Origin of the sequence: Cupriavidus basilensis, assembly GCF_000876015.1 — a bacterium.
GTDB lineage: Bacteria > Pseudomonadota > Gammaproteobacteria > Burkholderiales > Burkholderiaceae > Cupriavidus > Cupriavidus basilensis_B.
On the sequence record NZ_BBQM01000011.1, the window covers coordinates 71,727 to 89,728 of the forward strand.

General features: G+C 70.1%; 15 protein-coding genes. 4 read left to right on the forward strand and 11 right to left on the reverse strand.

The genetic code is table 11. The features are described from left to right. Positions 1-77 precede the first annotated feature (77 nt). Positions 78-575 carry an ArsI/CadI family heavy metal resistance metalloenzyme gene (locus KF708C_RS06620; RefSeq protein ID WP_059411260.1) on the reverse strand — a complete coding sequence of 166 codons (498 nt, stop codon included), beginning with the start codon at positions 573-575 and terminating at the stop codon, positions 78-80. Beyond that, positions 572-907, reverse strand: coding sequence for an ArsR/SmtB family transcription factor (locus tag KF708C_RS06625; RefSeq protein ID WP_059411261.1), 336 nt, complete (start codon positions 905-907; stop codon positions 572-574). The genes KF708C_RS06620 and KF708C_RS06625 overlap by 4 nt, the downstream gene beginning before the upstream one ends. 145 nt (positions 908-1,052) lie before the next feature. Between KF708C_RS06625 and KF708C_RS06630 the strand changes: the two genes are divergently transcribed. Then, positions 1,053-1,418, forward strand: coding sequence for an ArsR/SmtB family transcription factor (locus KF708C_RS06630; protein WP_020206785.1), 366 nt, complete (start codon positions 1,053-1,055; stop codon positions 1,416-1,418). 86 nt (positions 1,419-1,504) lie between these two features. On the opposite strand, the gene KF708C_RS06635 is transcribed toward KF708C_RS06630, so the two are convergent. The 5 genes from KF708C_RS06635 to KF708C_RS06655 form a co-directional block, all read right to left on the reverse strand. Next, a complete protein-coding gene (locus KF708C_RS06635; RefSeq protein WP_059411262.1) occupies positions 1,505-1,870 on the reverse strand; it encodes a copper-binding protein in 366 nt (121 codons plus the stop codon). Beyond that, a complete protein-coding gene (locus KF708C_RS06640) occupies positions 1,867-5,070 on the reverse strand; it encodes an efflux RND transporter permease subunit (RefSeq protein WP_059411263.1) in 3,204 nt (1,067 codons plus the stop codon). The genes KF708C_RS06635 and KF708C_RS06640 overlap by 4 nt, the downstream gene beginning before the upstream one ends. Beyond that, positions 5,067-6,614 carry an efflux RND transporter periplasmic adaptor subunit gene (locus KF708C_RS06645; RefSeq protein WP_059411264.1) on the reverse strand — a complete coding sequence of 516 codons (1,548 nt, stop codon included), beginning with the start codon at positions 6,612-6,614 and terminating at the stop codon, positions 5,067-5,069. Before KF708C_RS06645 ends, KF708C_RS06640 begins: the two co-directional genes overlap by 4 nt. After that, positions 6,611-7,909 carry a TolC family protein gene (locus KF708C_RS06650; RefSeq protein WP_059411265.1) on the reverse strand — a complete coding sequence of 433 codons (1,299 nt, stop codon included), beginning with the start codon at positions 7,907-7,909 and terminating at the stop codon, positions 6,611-6,613. Before KF708C_RS06650 ends, KF708C_RS06645 begins: the two co-directional genes overlap by 4 nt. A 69-nt stretch (positions 7,910-7,978) precedes the next feature. Next, positions 7,979-8,413, reverse strand: coding sequence for a hypothetical protein (locus tag KF708C_RS06655; protein WP_059411266.1), 435 nt, complete (start codon positions 8,411-8,413; stop codon positions 7,979-7,981). A 361-nt stretch (positions 8,414-8,774) separates the two neighbouring features. On the opposite strand from KF708C_RS06655, the gene KF708C_RS06660 reads away from it, so the two are divergent. Then, positions 8,775-10,796 carry a lactonase family protein gene (locus KF708C_RS06660; protein WP_156173752.1) on the forward strand — a complete coding sequence of 674 codons (2,022 nt, stop codon included), beginning with the start codon at positions 8,775-8,777 and terminating at the stop codon, positions 10,794-10,796. 17 nt (positions 10,797-10,813) lie between these two features. Here the strand turns inward: KF708C_RS06660 and KF708C_RS06665 are convergent, their stop codons facing one another. The 4 genes from KF708C_RS06665 to KF708C_RS06680 are packed head-to-tail and all read right to left on the reverse strand — an operon-like array spanning position 10,814 to position 15,701. Next, positions 10,814-12,400, reverse strand: a complete 1,587-nt coding sequence (locus KF708C_RS06665) for a TolC family protein (RefSeq protein WP_059411268.1) — start codon at positions 12,398-12,400, stop codon at positions 10,814-10,816. Further along, complete coding sequence (locus tag KF708C_RS06670) at positions 12,387-14,414, reverse strand: FUSC family protein (protein ID WP_059411269.1); 2,028 nt, start codon at positions 14,412-14,414, stop codon at positions 12,387-12,389. The genes KF708C_RS06665 and KF708C_RS06670 overlap by 14 nt, the downstream gene beginning before the upstream one ends. Then, positions 14,395-15,444 carry a multidrug transporter subunit MdtN gene (gene mdtN / locus KF708C_RS06675; RefSeq protein ID WP_059411270.1) on the reverse strand — a complete coding sequence of 350 codons (1,050 nt, stop codon included), beginning with the start codon at positions 15,442-15,444 and terminating at the stop codon, positions 14,395-14,397. Before mdtN ends, KF708C_RS06670 begins: the two co-directional genes overlap by 20 nt. Continuing rightward, entirely contained in the window at positions 15,441-15,701 is a 261-nt protein-coding gene (locus KF708C_RS06680) for a YtcA family lipoprotein (protein ID WP_059411271.1), read from the reverse strand. Before KF708C_RS06680 ends, mdtN begins: the two co-directional genes overlap by 4 nt. A 499-nt stretch (positions 15,702-16,200) precedes the next feature. Here KF708C_RS06680 and KF708C_RS06685 point away from each other — a divergent pair, with 499 nt between their 5' ends. Together KF708C_RS06685 and KF708C_RS06690 are read left to right on the forward strand one after the other, a co-directional pair. Beyond that, on the forward strand, positions 16,201-16,884 hold the full coding sequence (locus KF708C_RS06685; protein WP_082079459.1) for a MarC family NAAT transporter: 684 nt from the start codon (positions 16,201-16,203) through the stop codon (positions 16,882-16,884). Between the two features lie 10 nt (positions 16,885-16,894). Continuing rightward, on the forward strand, positions 16,895-17,992 hold the full coding sequence (locus KF708C_RS06690; RefSeq protein WP_059411272.1) for a linear amide C-N hydrolase: 1,098 nt from the start codon (positions 16,895-16,897) through the stop codon (positions 17,990-17,992). Positions 17,993-18,002 lie beyond the last annotated feature (10 nt).

The following is an 18,002-nucleotide window of genomic DNA, read 5'->3' on the forward strand; positions in this document are numbered from 1 at the left end:
AGCTGCGGAATCGGAGGGGACAGGAACAGTTCGATGCGGCGCTTGGGCGCGATGGCCGCATCGTTGATGGCAGGCCCCTAACAGCAGGACCGATTGCCGGCGGCGACGGCAATGCCGACAGGCTTGCCTCCGGGCGCGCGCGGCGCGCAGCACGACGAATTTTCCTGGCCCTGTTCCCGGCCCTGTTCCTTCGGGCGGGACTCGCCGTAGACCGGCACGTCGCCGAGCGTGTGGAAGTGCTCCCAGGCGATGCCTTGCGGGTCCGTGACCCAGTACTTCTCGCTGCGCGCGTAGCAGCAGGTGGTCTCGCCTTCGTCGAGCAGCGCCATGTCGGCGGCCTCGGCCTGCTTCTTCAGTGCCGCCAGTTCGCCCGCGTCGTCGGTCTGGAAGCCGAGATGGTCCAGCCCGGGCTTGGCGCCCCGCGCCGAGATCGCGAAGTTCACGCGCGGGTCCTCGAGCATCCATTTCGCGTAGTCGTCCTTCACCACGCTGGGTTCCGCCGCGAACAGCGCCGAGTAGTAGCGGATGCTGGCGGGCAGGTCTGCCACGCTGACGTGGACGTGAAAGCGCTTCATAATTGCAACTCCGGGGCAACGGCACAGTTGGACAGGGGGGAGCACGGATTGCCGCCGCAGCAGTTTTCCGTGAGGTAGCCAAGCAAGGCGTTCATGGTCTCGAAGCGAGCCATGTAGATGATGGAGCGTCCGTCCTGCCGGCTGGACAGGAGGCCTGCCCGGTGCAGTTCCTTGAGATGAAAGGACAGCGAGGAGGCGGGTATCTCCATCAGTTCGGCAATGCGGCCCGCCGCGAGCCCTTCGTGCCCCGCCTGGACCAGCAGGCGGAACACGGACAGGCGGATTGCGTGGGCGAGCGCGCCAAGCGCTTCGAGGGCATGAGTCGATTCCATGTTTCGAATATATTCGAAACATGGAAATTTAGCAACGGACATCGCGAAGATGTGCGGCAAGGCACGGGACGGGCGCGAAATGCGCTTATCGGTATGATGCGACCGGTACCTCCTTGTATCCAAAGCCTCCACGGTTCCAGGAATGATGAAGATAGAAACCGCCGTAGCCGCGCTGGCCGCGCTGGCCCAGGATTCCCGCCTCAAGATCTTCCGCCTGCTCGTGCAGGCCGGCCACGACGGCGTCAATGCCGGCCGGATCGGCCAGGAACTGGGCGTGCCGCCGGCGACGTTGTCCTTCCACCTGAAGGAACTGGTCCATGCCGGACTGATCAAGAGCACCCAGGACGGCCGGTTCGTCATCTACCGCGCGCAATTCGACCAGATGAACGAGCTGATCGGTTTCCTGGTCGAGCACTGCTGCGAGGGGCATCCGGAGGATTGCGGGTTCACGGCCGCGGGGTGCGGTCCCGCCCGCGCGAAGTCCGCGCAGAAGAAGACGTCCCCTGCCTAGCCGGGGCCGCTGCCGGCGCGATGATGAGCAGCGTCACTTTCGCCGGCATACGCATGCCGCCCCGGGCGGCATGCGATCCGGCGCGCCTACTTCCGCTGCATGTCCACGACGGTCGGCCTGCCGTCGACCTTGTCGAAGACGACCGCGACCGCATCGCCCTCCTTGAAGTCTTTCAGCGCGGCGCGGTCCCTGGCCGGGAATGCCATCGTCATGGCGGGCATGCCGAGGTTCTCGATGGGGCCGTGCTTGAGCGTGACCTTGCCTGACTGCAGGTCGATCTTCCTGATTTCCGCCGCCACCGGGCGCGGCGCCTGCCGCGCTCCGGCAGCCGCCGCAGCGGGGGAAGAAGGGGAAGATGGCTTCATGGCCATGCCATCCATCGATGCCGCGGCGAACGCGGCGGGCGCGGTGGCGAGCGCAACAACGAGCGGGACAATCCTGACGTGCTTCATGACGTTTCCTCTTGAGGTGAAGGGTGGGTGGGGCGTGGCGCGGACGATACGGACGATACGGACGATGTGGGCGCAGCCGCTGCCTGGCGCCTGCGGATCAGCAGGTACAAGGCCGGCACGACGAACAGGGAGAGCAGCGGGGCGGTGACCATGCCGCCGACCATCGGCGCGGCGATGCGCTGCATGACTTCCGATCCGGTGCCGTGCGACCACATGATCGGAATCAGGCCGGCGAGGATGACCGCGACGGTCATCGCCTTGGGGCGGACCCGCAGCACGGCGCCTTCCTGGATGGCATCGAGCAGCGCGGGCAGGCTTGCCTCGCCCTGGTCCACGCGCCCGGCCCAGGCCTGCTTCAGGTAGAGCAGCATGATGACGCCGAACTCGGCCGCGACGCCGGCCAGCGCGATGAAGCCGACGACCCCGGCCACCGACAGGTTGTAGCCCAGCAGGTAGAGCAGCCAGAAGCCGCCGATGAGCGCCAGCGGCAGCGTGCCCATGATGAGCAGGGCCTCGTCCAGCCGGCCGAACACCAGGTAGAGCAGCACGAAGATGATGAGCAGCGTGAAGGGCACCACCACCTTCAGCTTCGCGGTGGCGCGCTCCAGGTACTCGAACTGTCCCGACCAGCTGACGGAATAGCCCGCCGGCATCGGCACCGCCTTGGCCACCGCCGCCTGCATGTCGCGCACGGCCGAGCGCAGGTCGCGCCCGCGGATGTCCACGTACACCCAGCCGGACAGGCGGGCATTCTCGCTGCGCAGCATGGGCGGCCCCTGCACGACCTGGATGCGCGCCACGTCGGACAGCGTGATCTGCTGGCCCCGGTCGGTGACGATGGGCAGGCCGCGCAGCTGTTCCACCGAGTCGCGGTAGTCCCGCGGGTAGCGCACGCTGATGGGAAAGCGCGCCAGCCCGTCGACCACTTCGCCCACGTTGTCGCCGCCGACCCCCGACGACACGATGCTCTGCACATCCTCGATGTTGAGCCCGTAGCGCGCCGCGGCCACGCGGTCGATATCCACGTCGACGTAGCGGCCGCCGGCGAGCCGTTCGGCCAGCGCGGAAGTGACGCCCGGCACCGTCTTGACGGCCGCTTCGATCCGCGAGGCGAGCCGGTCGATTTCCTTCAGGTCGGTGCCCGCCACCTTGATGCCGACCGGACTCTTGATGCCCGTGGCGAGCATGTCGATCCGGTTGCGGATCGGCGGCACCCAGATGTTGGACAGGCCCGGCACTTTGACGATGCGGTCGAGTTCCTCCACGATCTTGTCGGTGGTCATGCCGGGGCGCCACTGGTCGCGGGGCCGGAACCGGATGGTGGTCTCGAACATCTCGATCGGCGCCGGGTCGGTCGCCGTATCGGCGCGCCCGGCCTTGCCGAACACGGTGGCCACTTCCGGCACGGTCTTGATGAGCCGGTCGGTCTGTTGCAGCAGCTGCGCCGCCTTGCCGGCGGACAGCCCGGGCAGGGCCGAGGGCATGTACAGCAGGTCGCCTTCGTCGAGCGGCGGCATGAATTCGCCGCCGATGCGCATGACCGGCCAGGCGGTGGCGGCCAGCAGCAGCGCGGCGATCGCCACGGTGGTCCCGGGACGGGCCAGCACCCTCGCCAGCACGGGCCGGTACGCGCGGATCAGCCACCGGCTCAGCGGGTTGGCCTGTTCCGACGGAATCCTGCCGCGGATCAGGTAGCCCATCAGGACCGGCACCAGCGTCACGGACAGCCCCGCCGCCGCGGCCATTGCGTAGGTCTTGGTGAAGGCCAGCGGCGAGAACAGCCGGCCCTCCTGCGCCTCCAGCGTGAAGACCGGAATGAACGACAGCGTGATGATGAGCAGCGAGAAGAACAGTGCCGGCCCGACCTCGGCGGCCGACTCGCCGATCACGTTCCAGCGTTCCTGCCCGGCCAGGCTGCCCCCGGGATGCTTCGCGTGCCAGTGCTCCAGATGCTTGTGCGCGTTCTCGATCATGACGACGGCGGCATCGATCATGGCGCCCACCGCGATGGCGATGCCGCCCAGGGACATGATGTTGGCGTTGACCCCCTGGTAGCGCATCACCAGGAATGCGGCCAGCACGCCCAGCGGCAGCGACACGATGGCCACCAGCGCGGAGCGCAGGTGGAACAGGAAGGCCAGGCAGACGATGGCGACGACGATGAACTCCTCGATCAGCTTGTGCGTCAGGTTCTCCACCGCGCGGTTGATGAGGGCCGAGCGGTCGTAGGTGGGCACGATCTCGACGCCCGCCGGCAGGCTCTTTTGCAGCGTGGCGAGCTTCGCCTTTACCGCCTCGATGGTTTCCAGCGCGTTCTTGCCCGAGCGCATCACGATCACGCCGCCGGCCACCTCGCCCTGGCCGTCCAGTTCGGCGATGCCGCGCCGCATCTCGGGGCCGAGCTGGACGGTGGCGACATCTCCCAGCCGCACCGGGATGCCGGCGGCGCTCGTCGCAAGCGGTATCTGCCGGAAATCGTCGAGCGTCTTCAGGTAGCCGGTGGCCCGCACCATGTATTCCGCCTCGCCCAGTTCCAGCACCGAGCCCCCGCTCTCCTGGTTGGCGCCCTTGAGCGCCGCCAGCACCCTGGACAGCGGCAGGTTGTAGGCGCGCAGGCGGTCCGGCATCGGCACGACCTGGAACTGCCTGACCATCCCGCCGAGGGAGGCGACCTCGGCGACATTCGGCAGCGATTTCAGCTCGAAGCGCAGGAACCAGTCCTGCAGCGCGCGCAGCTGGCCCAGGTCGTGCCGGCCGGTCTTGTCCACCAGCGCGTACTCGTAGATCCAGCCGACGCCGGTGGCGTCCGGGCCCAGCGCCGGCCTGGCCGCGGCCGGCAGGCGCGCCTGCACCTGGTTCAGGTATTCCAGCACGCGGGACCGCGCCCAGTACAGGTCGGTGCCGTCCTCGAACAGCACGTAGACGAAGGAGTCGCCGAAGAACGAGTAGCCGCGCACGGTCTTGGCGCCCGGCACCGACAGCATGGTGGTGGTCAGCGCGTAGGTGACCTGGTTCTCCACGATCTGCGGCGCCTGCCCGGGAAACGGTGTGCGGATGATGACCTGCACGTCCGACAGGTCCGGCAAGGCGTCGAGCGGCGTGCTGCGCACCGCCCACAGCCCCCATGCGCTCAGCATGGCCGTCGCCAGCAGGACCAGGAAGCGGTTGCGGATGGATGCCAGGATGAGGCGGGCGATCATGGCTTGGCTCCCCGCGCGGCGGCGGCCGGCTCGACCGACGACAGGACCGCCTCGCCGTCGTCATTCAGGTGGAAGCGGAAGCGCACGCGATCGCCCGGCTTGAGCCCCTTGGGCAGGCCGGCGGGCGGCGCGGCAAAATCCATCGTCATGGCGCCCCACTGCGCCGATGGAATGGCGCCGTGCGAGATGGTCAGGCTGTCGCCGCCGTTCACGGCCTCGATGCGTCCCGCTCCCTCGTGCTCGGCCGCCGGCGCGGCCGGGGCAGTGGCCGGAGTCGGGGCCGGGGCCGCGCTCATGCGCCCGGTGGTGCCGCGCAGGCTGGCCTCCGAATCGATGAGGAACTGCCCGGACGTGACGATTTTCTGGCCGGCTTTGAGACCGTCCAGCACCTCCACCATGCCCGCGGACTCGCGTCCGGTCCTGATGTCGGCAGCCACGAAACCGCCGCTGCCGGCATCCACCATGACGATGGCGCGCTGGCCGGTGCGGATGACGGATTCGGCGGGGATCAGCAGCGCGTCCTGGTCCTGGCCGCCGTCGAAGCGGACGTTCGCGAACATGCCCGGCAGCAGGCGCCGGCCCTTGTTGGGCAGGATGATGCGGACCTTGATGGTCCGTGTTGCCTGATCGACGTCGGGCAGCATGGCATCGACCTTGCCGGCGAGCGGCCCGGCCTCCCCGGCGGCGTGCACCTGGACGGCCTGCCCCGCGGCAATGCTGCGCGCTTGCGCTTCCGGCACCTCGGCGATCACCCAGACCTGGCCAAGGTCGGCCAGGCGGAACAGCGTCATGCCGGGCGCGACGGTCATGCCGTCGCGGACGGCGACCTCGGTCACGAGGCCATCGACCGGACTGGCGATGCCGAGGTCGGGCTGGACCTTGCCGGACGCTTCGACGGCGGCGATCTGGCTCGCCGTCATGCCGGCCTGGCGCATGCGCGCCCTGGCCGCGCCGCGCAGGTCGGGCTGGCCGGCCGCCGCCGCGCGGGACACCGCGAGAAACTCTTCCTGGGCGGCCACCCAGTCCGGCGAGTACAGCGTGACCAGCGCCTGGCCCCGCCGGACGGGATCGAATGCCGCGCGCACCGCGACATGCTGGACAAAGGCGGCCGTGCGCGCCTGGACCACCTGGATGCTGCGCTCGTCGACGGCGATGTTGCCGGGCGCCTCGAGCACCGCGCCCAGGCGGCCGGCCCTGACCTCGGCCGTGCGGATGCCCAGGTTCTGGGCGACCCGGCCATCCACCGTCACGCCGCTGCCGCCGTCACCGTCACCGCCGCCATTTCCGTCGGCGTAGACGGGGACCAGCGGCATGTCCATGAAGGGCGACTTGCCCGGCTTGTCGAAACGCTGGCCTGGCACCATCGGATCGTGCCAGTACAGGACCTGCTTGCCGGTCTTCGGGTCGGTGCCGCCCGCCGCGCCGGCCGGGGCGGACGCCTGCGCCAGTTGCGCGCCCCGCGTGACGCCGAAGCGATAGGCGCCATAGACCGCGGTGCCGGCGAGAACCAGGCAGGCCGCTGCTGCAATACGCTTGCTGTTCATTTGACGTCCTTCGTGGCGGGTTCGGTTTGCGCGGTGGGCAGGGGAACGAGGAAGGCCAGGTCGGCCCACAGCTTCGCCGTCCTGGCTTCGAGCGCCAGCCGCTCCAGCGTCGCGTCGATGGCGCGGTGGTTCGCCTCGGCCACCGCCAGCAGCGTTCCGGTGCCGGCCCGGTAGGCGGTCAGGGCCGCGTCCGCCTGGGCTTGCGCCAGCGGCAGCAGGCTCTCGTCGTAGCGCTCGAGCCGGCCGAGATTGCGCTGCAACTCGGCGAGCCTGGCGCCGACCAGCGCCTGGAGATTGCGCCGGACGACTTCCGACCTGGCGCGCGCGTCCGTCGCCTGCGCCAGCCGGGCGGCGATTTCGCGGTCCTGGCGGTTGCCCTGGTCCCACGGCATCGGGAAGCTGACGTTGAGCGAGGCCATGTTGGAAAAGGCGGAGCCGCGCTGGCTGTAGGTCAGCTCGACGGTGATGTCGGGCTTGCTGGCTTGCGTGGCGGTCCGGATCTCGGTCTCCGCCAGGGCAATGTCGCGCCGGGCGGCCTCCACCTCCGGCACGGCGTCGAACTCGCCTTGCGCGAGCTGCCGCACCGGCTGCGGCACGTCCAGGCGCGGCCGCCCGGCGAGCGGCCGGCTGGCCTGCGGCCCGATCCAGCGCTCCAGGGCCTGCGTGCTGGTGGCCACGGCAGCCTGGTTTTCGTCCAGCCGGTCCTGCAGTTTCTGGATCTCCAGCTCCGCCGTCAGCACGTCCGCGCGCGTGCCGCGTCCGCTGCGATAGGCCGCGGCGGCGGCCTCGCGCGCCAGTCCGAGCGGATGGCCGTGATGGCCGAGCAGCACGCCGGTCTGCTCGGCGTACCAGCGGTCCAGCCACGCGGACACCGCATTGCGCTGCACGTTGGCGAGGCTGACCGCGCGCTGCGCCTCGGCGGAGGACGCCTCCGCCTCGAAGCGCGCGGCCCTGGCGCGGCGCTTGTCCGCGCGCGTGAATTCCTGCGCCACGCCGATGGACCGCTGGGTCATGAAGTCCCGGCTCAGCGAGAACTTGTCGGGGCCGCTGACGGGAACGTTGTCGAGCCCGAGCTTGAGCACCGGGTCGGGCAGCTGGCCGGCGGCGACCGCCATCTGAATGGCCGCCTCGACGGCGCCGCGCGAGGATTCGGCATCGCCGGCGCGCGCGGTGGCGAGCGCGACGGCTTCCGCCAGGGACAGCGGGGGAGGGGATTGCGGAGCCGCGGCATGCGACACCGCCATGAACGCGGACGCGCAGAGCAGCGCCAGCGTCTGACGACGAGGAAAAAGCATATAGCCTCCGGAAGCGACGACAGCTACCCCTGCAAAGGGGATAGCAACGAATCGGCGTCGTTCAGGAGGCTAGGTTTGAGAGCTGCAGTGGAGAATGTTGAGCGCGGGCGGCGGGGCGCGCGCCGCCGCGTCGGCATGAAGCACGACGCGGGAGTCCGCCACCATCACGGGTGTCGGCACGATGACGTTGAGCAGAACCGGCAGGAAGACCGGAAGCTGGGGCGACACGTGGTCGGCGGATTTGGAATCGGCCTGGCAGTGCGCCAGACAGAGCGCGCTCTGATCGCCTGCCTGCTCGCCGTCGGCGCTGGCGGACATCCGGGCCATCTGGTCCATCCCGGCCATCTCGGCGCAGGATTCCGTCAGGGCCGCCTCGGCGTTGCCGCCCGTCACCTGATAGCGGCTGCCGGCACAGGCGTAAGCCGCCGCCGCCAGTTGAACTGTCAGGAAGACGACGAGCAGGAAGCCGGCGAAGAGTGGATGCCGGCGGGCCGAGGAATGCAAAAGGCGCTTTTCAGGTGAATGGCAATCGCAAGAATACTGCTTTCTGCCTGAAATGCAATCGAGCGGCTTGGCCTGGGTCAAAAGGCCGCGGCTTCGCCGGCCATCGATCGCGGATGGGCATGGACGATGCCGGCGGGCGTGGCGCTTTACCGCATATTCACCGCACATTCACCACATATCGCGTGCCCAGACCGGACATCGCGGAACTTGATAGCTCCGAAGGGGTATTGAGCAGGGCGGGAGCCCGCTGCTACAGTCGCCCGCGCATACCCTTCGCGCCCGGGCCGCATCCGCAGTCCGAACCAGACCCTGGCACGCCGGCGGCGTGCGCTTGCCAACAAATAAAAACGGGTCAGGTCACATGTTCCACGGTCTTCATGCCGGCGCGCGGTCTCGCGTGGCCGGCCTGCTCTCGCTTGTCTTCGCCGCGGGTTTGCTGTCCGCGTGCGGCAGCGACGATGCGCCATCTTCTCCCCCCGCCGCGCAGGCGCCCGCCAGCCGCCTCATCGTCGACACCGGCACGGCCGCGCCCGCGCAGGGCGGCACGCTGACCCTGAAGGCCACGCTGCTCGGCGCCGACGGGCTCGAGGTCAAGGGCGCCAGGTTCGCGTGGTCGTCTTCCAGCGAAGCGGTCGCGGTGGTCGTCTCGGCCTCCGATCAGGCGCCGGCGGCGGCCAGCATGATGCAGCCGGTCGGCGCCTATGCGTCGGTGCGCATGCTGGCGCCGGGCGAGGTCGACATCCTCGCCACGGCGACGCTGCCCGACGGCAGCCAGGCCACCAGCACCACGCACCTCACGGTGCAGCCGCCTGCGGCGAAGTCCTACACGCTGACGCTGTCGCCGGCGTTGCTGACCGTGACGGCGGGCGGCGCCGCGCAGCCGGTGGCTGTCGCCGTGCGGCGCTCCGATGGCGTCGACGGCGCGGCGGACCTGGCCAACTGGTCGTGGACCAGCGACGACGCGACCTTCGTCGTGACGGCGGCCGCGGACGGGCATGCCGCCCAGGTGGCCAGCCCCGCATCGGCCGTCGCCGCCGGCGCGGCCACGCTGACGGCTTGCGCGGACGCGCCGGCCGGCGCCCGGCTGTGCGCGAATGCGGCGCTGGCGCGCGCCGCCGCGCCGCCGCCGCCGACCTATACCCTGGGCGGCACGCTTGCCGGGCTGGCTGCGGGCAAGAGCCTGCAACTGGCCGACAGCAACGGCGATACGCTGGTCGTCAATGCCAACGGTTCGTTCTCGCTGCCGACGCCGCGGACGGCGGCATCGGCCTACGCGGTGACCGTGTCCGGCCAGCCGGCCGGCCAGACCTGCACGGTATCGAACGGGTCCGGCACGATGGCGGGCGCCAACGTGACCAGCATCGCGATCGCCTGCGTGCAGGCCCAGTTCGTGGTGGTCGCCAACCGCGATGACAGCGCGCTGTCGGTCTACCGGACCGAGCCGGCGAGCGGGGCGCTCACGGCGGTGCCCGGCAGTCCCTTTGCCGCGGCCGGGCAGGTCCGCGACATCGCGTTCCTGCCTTCCGGGCTGGTCGGATACACCATCGCCACCGATACCGCGTCCGTCGTCGGCTTTCGGCTGGACCCGGCGAGCGGCGCCCTTTCCGTTATCCCGGGCGCGACGGCAACGGTGCCCTTCGGTGCGCCGGGGACGATTGCCGTCCATCCGAGCGGGAAGTGGGTTCATGTCGGCGGGCCGGGCGTGGTAAGCAGTTTCGCGATCGACGCCGCGACGTTCGTCCCTTCGATGATCAGTGCCATCCCGGCACCGACTTCCCCAGGCGCGACGACCGGATTCGCGATCTCCCAGGATGGCATATCCCTGTACGCAATCAATGCCGTGCAGGACAGCGTGTGGCAGATCGGCGTCAATGCGGGTACCGGCTCGCTTGAAAGTCTTTCGATAGCGGCACCGGCCGGCTCGCAGCCCAATGGCGCCGTGCTGTCCGGCAACGGCGCATTTCTGTACATGCCCTACACCTTGAGCAACCTGGTCGGCGTCGCGAGCATTTCGTCAGGCACGGGCGCGCCGCTGTTCACGAGCATATTTACGACGGAGGCATCGCCAACCGACATCGCGCTCACGCCTTCGGGGGAATTCACCTACGTCCTCGGCAGCGCCAGCAACAGCATCGCGGCCTATCGCCTCGACGGCGTGACCGGCCTGCCTGTCGCGGCCCTGGGGACCACGCCGGTCGGCAGCAACGGGCAGCGGCTGCGCATCGATCCGAACGGACGATTTCTCTATACGCCGGCATTCAACGGTGCCGTCTATGGTTTCCGGATCGATGCGCTCACCGGCGCGCTGACCGCGGTGCCGGGCAGCCCGTTTGCGGCCGGCAACGGCAACACCGCCATCGCCATCGTGCAACCCTTGCCATAAGCGCGGCAGGCGCGGCCTCAGCCGTGCCGTCCGCGCGAGGGCGGGAACACGAGGCGGCCGTCCGCGCCGGACTCGTCGCGCAGGGTGCCGATGGCGCCCGTGGCCAGCGCCAGCGTGGCCGCCGCGGACAAGGCGCCGCTGTAGCTGTCGACGGCGGCATTGCGGGCCAGCAGCAACTGGTTCTGCGCCAGCGTGGCGTCGGTGATCGTGCCCACGCCCTTGCGGTAGGCGGCGAAAGCCGCGTCGTAGGTGGTCTGCGCGGCCGCGGCCAGCGCGCTGGCCGCTTCGTGCGCGGCGAGGCTGGTCTCCAGCGCGTTCTGGCTCATGACGATCTGCCGGACCGCGTCTTCCTTCGCGCGTGTCAGCCTGGTCGAGGCGTTCTCGGCGTTGTTGCGCGCCTGCGCCAGCACGGCGGAGCGCAGCCCGCCGTCGTAGAGCGGGATGGTGATGCCGAGGAAGACGCTGCCGCCGTAGCGGCTGCCGTTGAGGTTCACGGTCGGCGCCTGCTGGCCGACCGCGGGCAGGGCGCTGATCGCGGTCCCACCGGACGCGTAGGAGGTGACGGCGGAGACGAAGACCTTGGGCAGGAACTCCGCCTCGGCCGCGCGGACCTTGGCCTGGTTGGCCTTTTCCGCGGCGTAGGCGCCGAGGATGTCGGGCCGGCTGGCGATGGCGGTGTCGACGATCTCCTCGATCGAGCGGCGCAGCGCGGGCGACAGCGGCCGCACCGGCAGCTCGGCGATCCGCGGCCTGGCCAGCGGCGAGATGCCGATGGCCGAGACCAGGCCCAGGTAGGCGTTGCTTTGCGCGCCCTGCGCCTGCACCAGGGCCAGCCTGGCCTGGGCGCGGTTCTGGGTGGCCTGGGCCACTTCGACCACGGTGCCGATGCCCTGCTGGCGGCGTGCCTGCGCGGCCGCGAGGACGGCGTCCGCGTTGTCCTGCGCCTGCTGCGCCGTGCCGGCGCGCGAGCGGGCGGCCTGGTACAGGTAGAAGGCCACGCTGACGTCGTGGATCACCTGCTGGTGGACCGCGGAGAAGGCGATGTTCGCCGCCACCGAGGTCTGCTCCACCGCTTCGACCAGGCTGGCGCGCTCGCCGAAATCGAACAGCAGCCATTGCAGCGACAGCGCCGAGATCGTGCCGTGCGCCGAGGCGTCGGCCGAGGCCTGCCCGAGCAGCGTCGAGGTGGAGCCGTGGCCGCTCTGGTAGCCGCCCATCGCGGTGGCGGAAATCTGCGGGAGATAGGCGCTCCTGGCGATGCCGGTCGCCAGCGCCGCGTTGCGCGCGTCGTTCCAGGCGATGCGGGTGAGCGGGTTGGCGGATTCCGCCATGTCGATCAGCTCGGCGAGCGTGTAGGCGTGCGCGGCATCGAGGTCCGGCGGCAGCGGCAGCGCCGCCAGCGCGCTGTTGGCGGGCAGGACATAGACGGGCGGCGCGGCGGCCTGCCGCGGCGGGGCCGGCACGATTTCCCCGCTGGCGGTGGTTTCCGGTTGCCACGGGCGGTCCGGCCGCGCGGGCGCCAGCTCCAGGGACGAGGTGGCGCAGCCGGCCGCGAGCGCGGCGGCCAGCATGGAAAGGGCCGCCCGCGGGCTAGGTGGGTGCATGGCGTGGGGATTCCTTGGCGGCGCTGCGCGGCGCGGCGCGGCCGCTTTCGGCCAGCCGCCTGTCGATGAGCGTGAGCAGGGCCGCGCGCGCGTCGGGCACATCGGGTGCGTCGGGCGCGTCCGGCGCCGCGGTGGCGTCACCGGCCGCGGCGCCGCTCGCGCGGCGCAGCCGGCGCGCGATCTCCGGATCGCCCGGCGACGTCTCCGCCAGCACGAACAGCGGGCCGGCCATCGCGCCGAACCTGTCGAGGACCTGGTGCCGCTGCTCGAGCCACGCCGGCGCCGGGCCGATCGACGCGGGCTCGTAGCGGGCCAGGGAAAGGTCTTCGTGGATGGTGCCTTGCAGCGCCAGCGCGGCCGCGGCCTGCTGGCGCCGCGTGTCGGCATGCCGGGTCGCGGCCAGCTGTTCCCACAGCGCGGCGAGGTCCGCCAGCGCGGCGTCGATGCGGCCGGCGATGCTGATCGGCCAGACCCGCGTGAAGACGAGGTAGACCACGAGGTTGCCCAGCATCACGCCGATGATGCGGTCGCGCGCGATGGTCAGGTCGAAGCCCGGCGCGGCGCCCTGCAGCACGCACAGGAAGAACGCGAAGGCGACCTGGAAGCCGGCGTAGGCGATGCGCGGCGAGCCTTGCCCGATCCACGCCGACACCAGCGTGCCGGCGAACACCAGCGCCATCAGCGCGCCGACCGAGGTGAGCGCGGGGACCGCGAACACCAGCGCGGCGGTGCCGAGCAGCGCGCCGGCCGCGCAGCCGGCCAGCCGCAGCGTGAGTTTCTCCACGGTCTCGGCGGCGGTGCCCAGCGATACCAGGTAGCAGGTGATGAAGCAGGTGTGGATGCCGGGCCAGTCGAGCTGCATGTAGAGCAGATAGCAGAACGTGGCGGCGGCCGTGGTCTTCAGTGCGTAGCGGACGTGGTCGGGATTCGAGAAGGCGTCGGGCAGGAAGAAGGCGGACGCATGCGTCTGGTCTGCTGCCTTGTTCGTGGCCTTGCCCGCCGCATTGCCCGCCGCATTGCCCGCCGCGTCGCTGTCCGGCGCCGGGGTTTCGGCGTAGCCATTGATGGCCGCCACCAGGTTCGCCGCCGCCGTTTCCGCCGCGGCCGGGAGCCTTTCCGCCGGCGGTGGCGCCAGTGCGATGTCGACCGGATAGCCGCCCTGCCCGAGCAGGCGCGCCATCTCGTCCAGGGTGTCGGCAATCGGCGCCGCGAACGATGCCGGCAGGTGCTCGCACGGTTCGCGGGTGACGGCATCGGTCGCCAGCAGGATCGCGGTGGTGGAGGCCGCGGCGTGGCGCAGCGCGGCCAGCTCGGCGGGCGGCAACGTGCCTTCCAGCCTGGCCAGCGAGAGCCAGCCGGCCACCGGCTGCACCGCTTCGCGCAGGCAGGCGTCGAGCGCGTCGCGGCCGGCCCGCGGCGCGCGCAGGCTGCCCGCGGCCACGCGCAGGCACTGCGCCAGCCGGCCGCAGGCCAGGCGCCGCGGCGAGCGGCCCAGCACCAGGTTGACCGCCACGTTGACGCCGATGGGAATCGCCACCATCAGCCAGGCGTAGAGCAGGCCGCGCGTGGCCGCCTCGCCGGTGGGCACGATGCCGAGCTCGTCGAGCGCGAAGCCGACGATCATGGCCACGATGGCGCCGATCGGGCGCAGCTTGCTGGCCGAGGTCAGGAACAGCAGGCCGGCCGACAGCAGCACGATGCAGGCCACCCGCAGCCCCGGGCTGTCGACGCTGAAGACCGCGACCAGCATCACCAGCCCGATCACGAAGCTGAGCAGCACCAGCGCGGCGACGCTCATCAGGATGCTGCTGGCGCGGTCGGGCCGGGTGATGAAGAACACCACATAGGCCGAGATCGCGGCCTCCGGCGTGCGGTAGATGCACGTCACCAGCACCACCAGCGTGCAGGTCAGCGCGATGCGCGCGGCCGCCTGCGCGCGTCCCGGCGCGGGCGCGAGCAGCCGGGCGAGGTCGCCCGGGCGCAGCCGCGCGCCGTCAGCGGCAGGCCGCGCCATGCCGGATCTCGACGGTGGCGCTCGCGCCGACCCGGGCGAGCGCCTCGGGCGCTTCTTCCAGGCGGATGCGCACCGGGAAGCGCTGCGCCACGCGCACCCAGTTCACCGAGGCCTGCACGTAGGGCAGCGAGCGCGGCAGGTTGACGCGGTCGGTGTCGACGACGCCGGCGCCGATGCCCGTCACGGTGCCGCGGATGGCGCGGTTGCGGTCGATCATCGAGTAGACCGTGGCGCAATCGCCGGCCTTGATCCCGGCCAGCACGGTTTCGCGGAAGTTGGCCACCGCGAACCATTCGCCGGTATGGATCAGCACGAAGAGGGACTGGTTGGGCACCACCACTTCGCCGGACAGGACCGTCAGCCCGGTGACGCGGCCGTCGTGCGGGGCGCGCACCAGCGTGTCGTCGAGCGCGCGCCGCGCGATGGCCAGCGCGGCCTGGCGCGCGTGCATGGCCGCCACCGCGCCCGCTTCGTCGCCCACCGCCTGGGCCGTGGCGGAGCGCTGCACCTTGGCCTGCTTGAGCGAGATCGCCGCGTCGCGCTGCGTGACCTGGGCCTGGTCCAGCTGCTGGGCCGGCACGTAGCCGTCCGCTTCGAGCGGGCGCAGGCGCTCCACCGTGCGCGCGGTCAGGGCGTAGTTCTGCGCGGCGCGCGCGGCCTGCTCGGCGGCGATCGACGCCGCCGCCTGCTCGCTGGCGATGCTCCTGCGCCGGGTGCCGAGCGCGGCCTGCGCCAGCTCCAGGTCCGCCTGCGCCTGGGCGACGGCCAGCCGGTAGGGCTCGGGGTCGATCTGGAACAGCGGCGCGCCCTTGGCGACCTGCTGGTTCTCCGTGACCCACAGCCGGGCGATCCTGCCGCCGACCGGCGAGGCCACGTGGACCACGTCGGCGTCGAGCGTGGCGTCGTCGGAGGACGGGAAGCGCGCGATGCGGTGATAGGCGTAGAAGGCCATGCCGATGCCCAGCACGACGATGGCCGCGGCGATCAGGCGGCCGCGGATGGCGGGTTGGCGCGCGCCGGCCAGCTTCATGGAAATTGTCCCGTTCCGAGCAACCAGGCGAGCACGGCGACCGTCACGCCGATTGCGGTGTTGACCAGCAGTTGGCAAGGCACGATCTGCGCCCATCCGGTGGCGACGAACACCCGGTGCGCAATCACCGCGCCGAGCGCGCCGATCAGCGCGCTCAGCAGCCAGAGCGGGAAGTAGGCGCCGAACAGGTCGAACGCGGGCGCGCCGCCGAACGCGCAGCCCTGCAGCGAGGCGCACGGCGCGGCCAGCGCCGGCATGCGGCGGCGGCCGCGAGTCCATTGCCCGAAGGGCGTGAGTGCGCTGCTTTCTGTCTGAAACATCGTCAGTTCAATGATCGGTTTCAAGGATCGGCCAGCTCGCTTCCATGCCGCTGCGTCGGAAACAATGCAGGCAATATAGCAGCACGGAATGCGCCTTGTCCAAGAGTTGCGGCGGCGGTGCCGCGCGGGGAAATCCGCGGCGCTGCCGGCGGGGTGCTGGCGGGTGTCGGCGGGGTGCTGGCCGCAGCGGCTGGCGGCCGGCGCGGGCCGGCCGGCCCGCTGGCGACGGCCGCGATTCGTACTATGCGCATGCGCATTGGATTTAACCGGATGATTCAGATCGGATAGCCATAAAGTCCGATAAGCCATCGCGTAAAAGTTTTTTCGATAATTCCGTAATTTCAATTTTTTACGCGATAAAGAATTGAACTGGACTATCATGAACCAATTCGTTCTGGCGAACGATCCGCATCGCTGACTTCGGGAGTGGCTCCCTATGAGCGCAGAGATTCTCCAGTTGTTCAGGCTGGTGGGCATCGGCTTGACGCTGATGCTTCCGCTGGCCAATCCGCTGGCATCCATGTCGCTGCTGCTGGCGCTGGGCGCGCATATGCCGGACGCCAGGCGCAAGCGCCAGATCCGGCTCGGCGCCTGCTACGTGACGTCGATCATGCTGGTGGCCTATTACTCCGGCACGTGGATCATGCGCACGTTCGACATATCGATTCCAGGCATGCGCATCGCCGGCGGCCTGATCGTTTCCTTTCTCGGCTTCAAGATGCTTTTTCCATCGGTCCCGGTAACGGAAATTCCGGAAACCGGCAAGAAAAAGGTCGAGCAAAGCCTGGAGAATTCCGCCGATATCGCCTTCGTGCCGCTGGCGTTTCCGGGGACCGCCGGGCCCGGTTCCATCGCGATCGTTATCAGCCTCGCCTCCAAGCTCAGCGGCAAGCAGGACGCATATGCCGATTGGGTCCTGGCGGCGGCGCCGGTGATCGTCGCGGTGCTGCTGGGCCTGCTGTTCTGGATCTGCCTGCGCTCGTCCACGCAGCTCGTGCGCTTTCTCGGCAATGGCAGCGTCGAGGCCATCTCGCGCGTGATGGGGTTCCTGCTGGTCTGCATGGGCGTGCAGTTCGTGATCGACGGCACGCTGGAAGTCATCGCCGCTTCGGCGCATTGAGGAGAACGTCATGTTGCGGCATTTTCGGAAGTTCCGGCTCGCGGCACTGGGCGCGATCGCCATCGCGCTGACCGCATTGGGCGTCTCGCTCGCCTACGGCTGCACGCGCGTGCTGTATGTCGGCGCGGAGGGCCAGGTGATCACCGGACGCTCGATGGACTGGTCCGAGGACATGGGCTCCAATCTCTGGGTGTTTCCCGCCGGCATCGGGCGCGACGGCGCCGCCGGGCCGCGCTCGCCGCGCTGGACGTCGAAATACGGCAGCGTGGTCGTGTCGGGTTATGAGATCGGCAGCGTCGACGGCATGAACGAGCGCGGGCTGGTCGCCAATGCGCTGTATCTCGCCGAGACCGACTACGGCAGGCCCGACGCGCGCCGCGCGGGAATCGCCATCAGCCTGTGGGCGCAGTATGCGCTCGACAATTTCGCCACCGTCGCCGAAGCGGTCGGCGTGCTTGGCCAGAATCCCTTCCAGGTCATCGCGCCGCCGCTGCCCAACGGCAAGCCGCTGACGATCCATCTTTCACTGTCGGACGCGCAGGGCGATTCGGCCATTCTCGAGTATCTCGGCGGCAAGCTCGTCATCCACCACGGCAAGGCGTTCAAGGTCATGACGAACTCGCCGGCCTACAGCGAGCAGCTTGCGCTCGACACTTACTGGAAGGGCGTCGGCGGCCTGACGTTCCTGCCCGGCACCAATCGCGCCGCGGACCGCTTCGTGCGCGCGTCGTTCCTGCTCGACGCGATTCCGAAGCAGCTCGATCCGAACTACATCGCCGGCGTGCCGAACCGATCGTACGCGTTCCAGGCCGTGGCCGGCGTGATGAGCGTGATGCGTTCGGTGAGCGTGCCGCTCGGCATCAGCACGCCGGACCAGCCCAACCTGTCCTCGACCATCTGGCGCACCGTGTCGGACCAGAAGAACCTGGTCTACTACTTCGACTCGGCCACGCGCCCGGACACGTTCTGGGTGTCGCTGGACAAGCTGAACCTGAAAGCCGGCGCGCCGGTGCTGAAGCTGGCGATGGACAGGGGGCAGGTCTATGCGGGAGAGGTGTCGGCGTCGTTCGTGCCGGCGCCGCCGTTCACGTTCATGCCGGCGCCCTGACGCGCGGCGG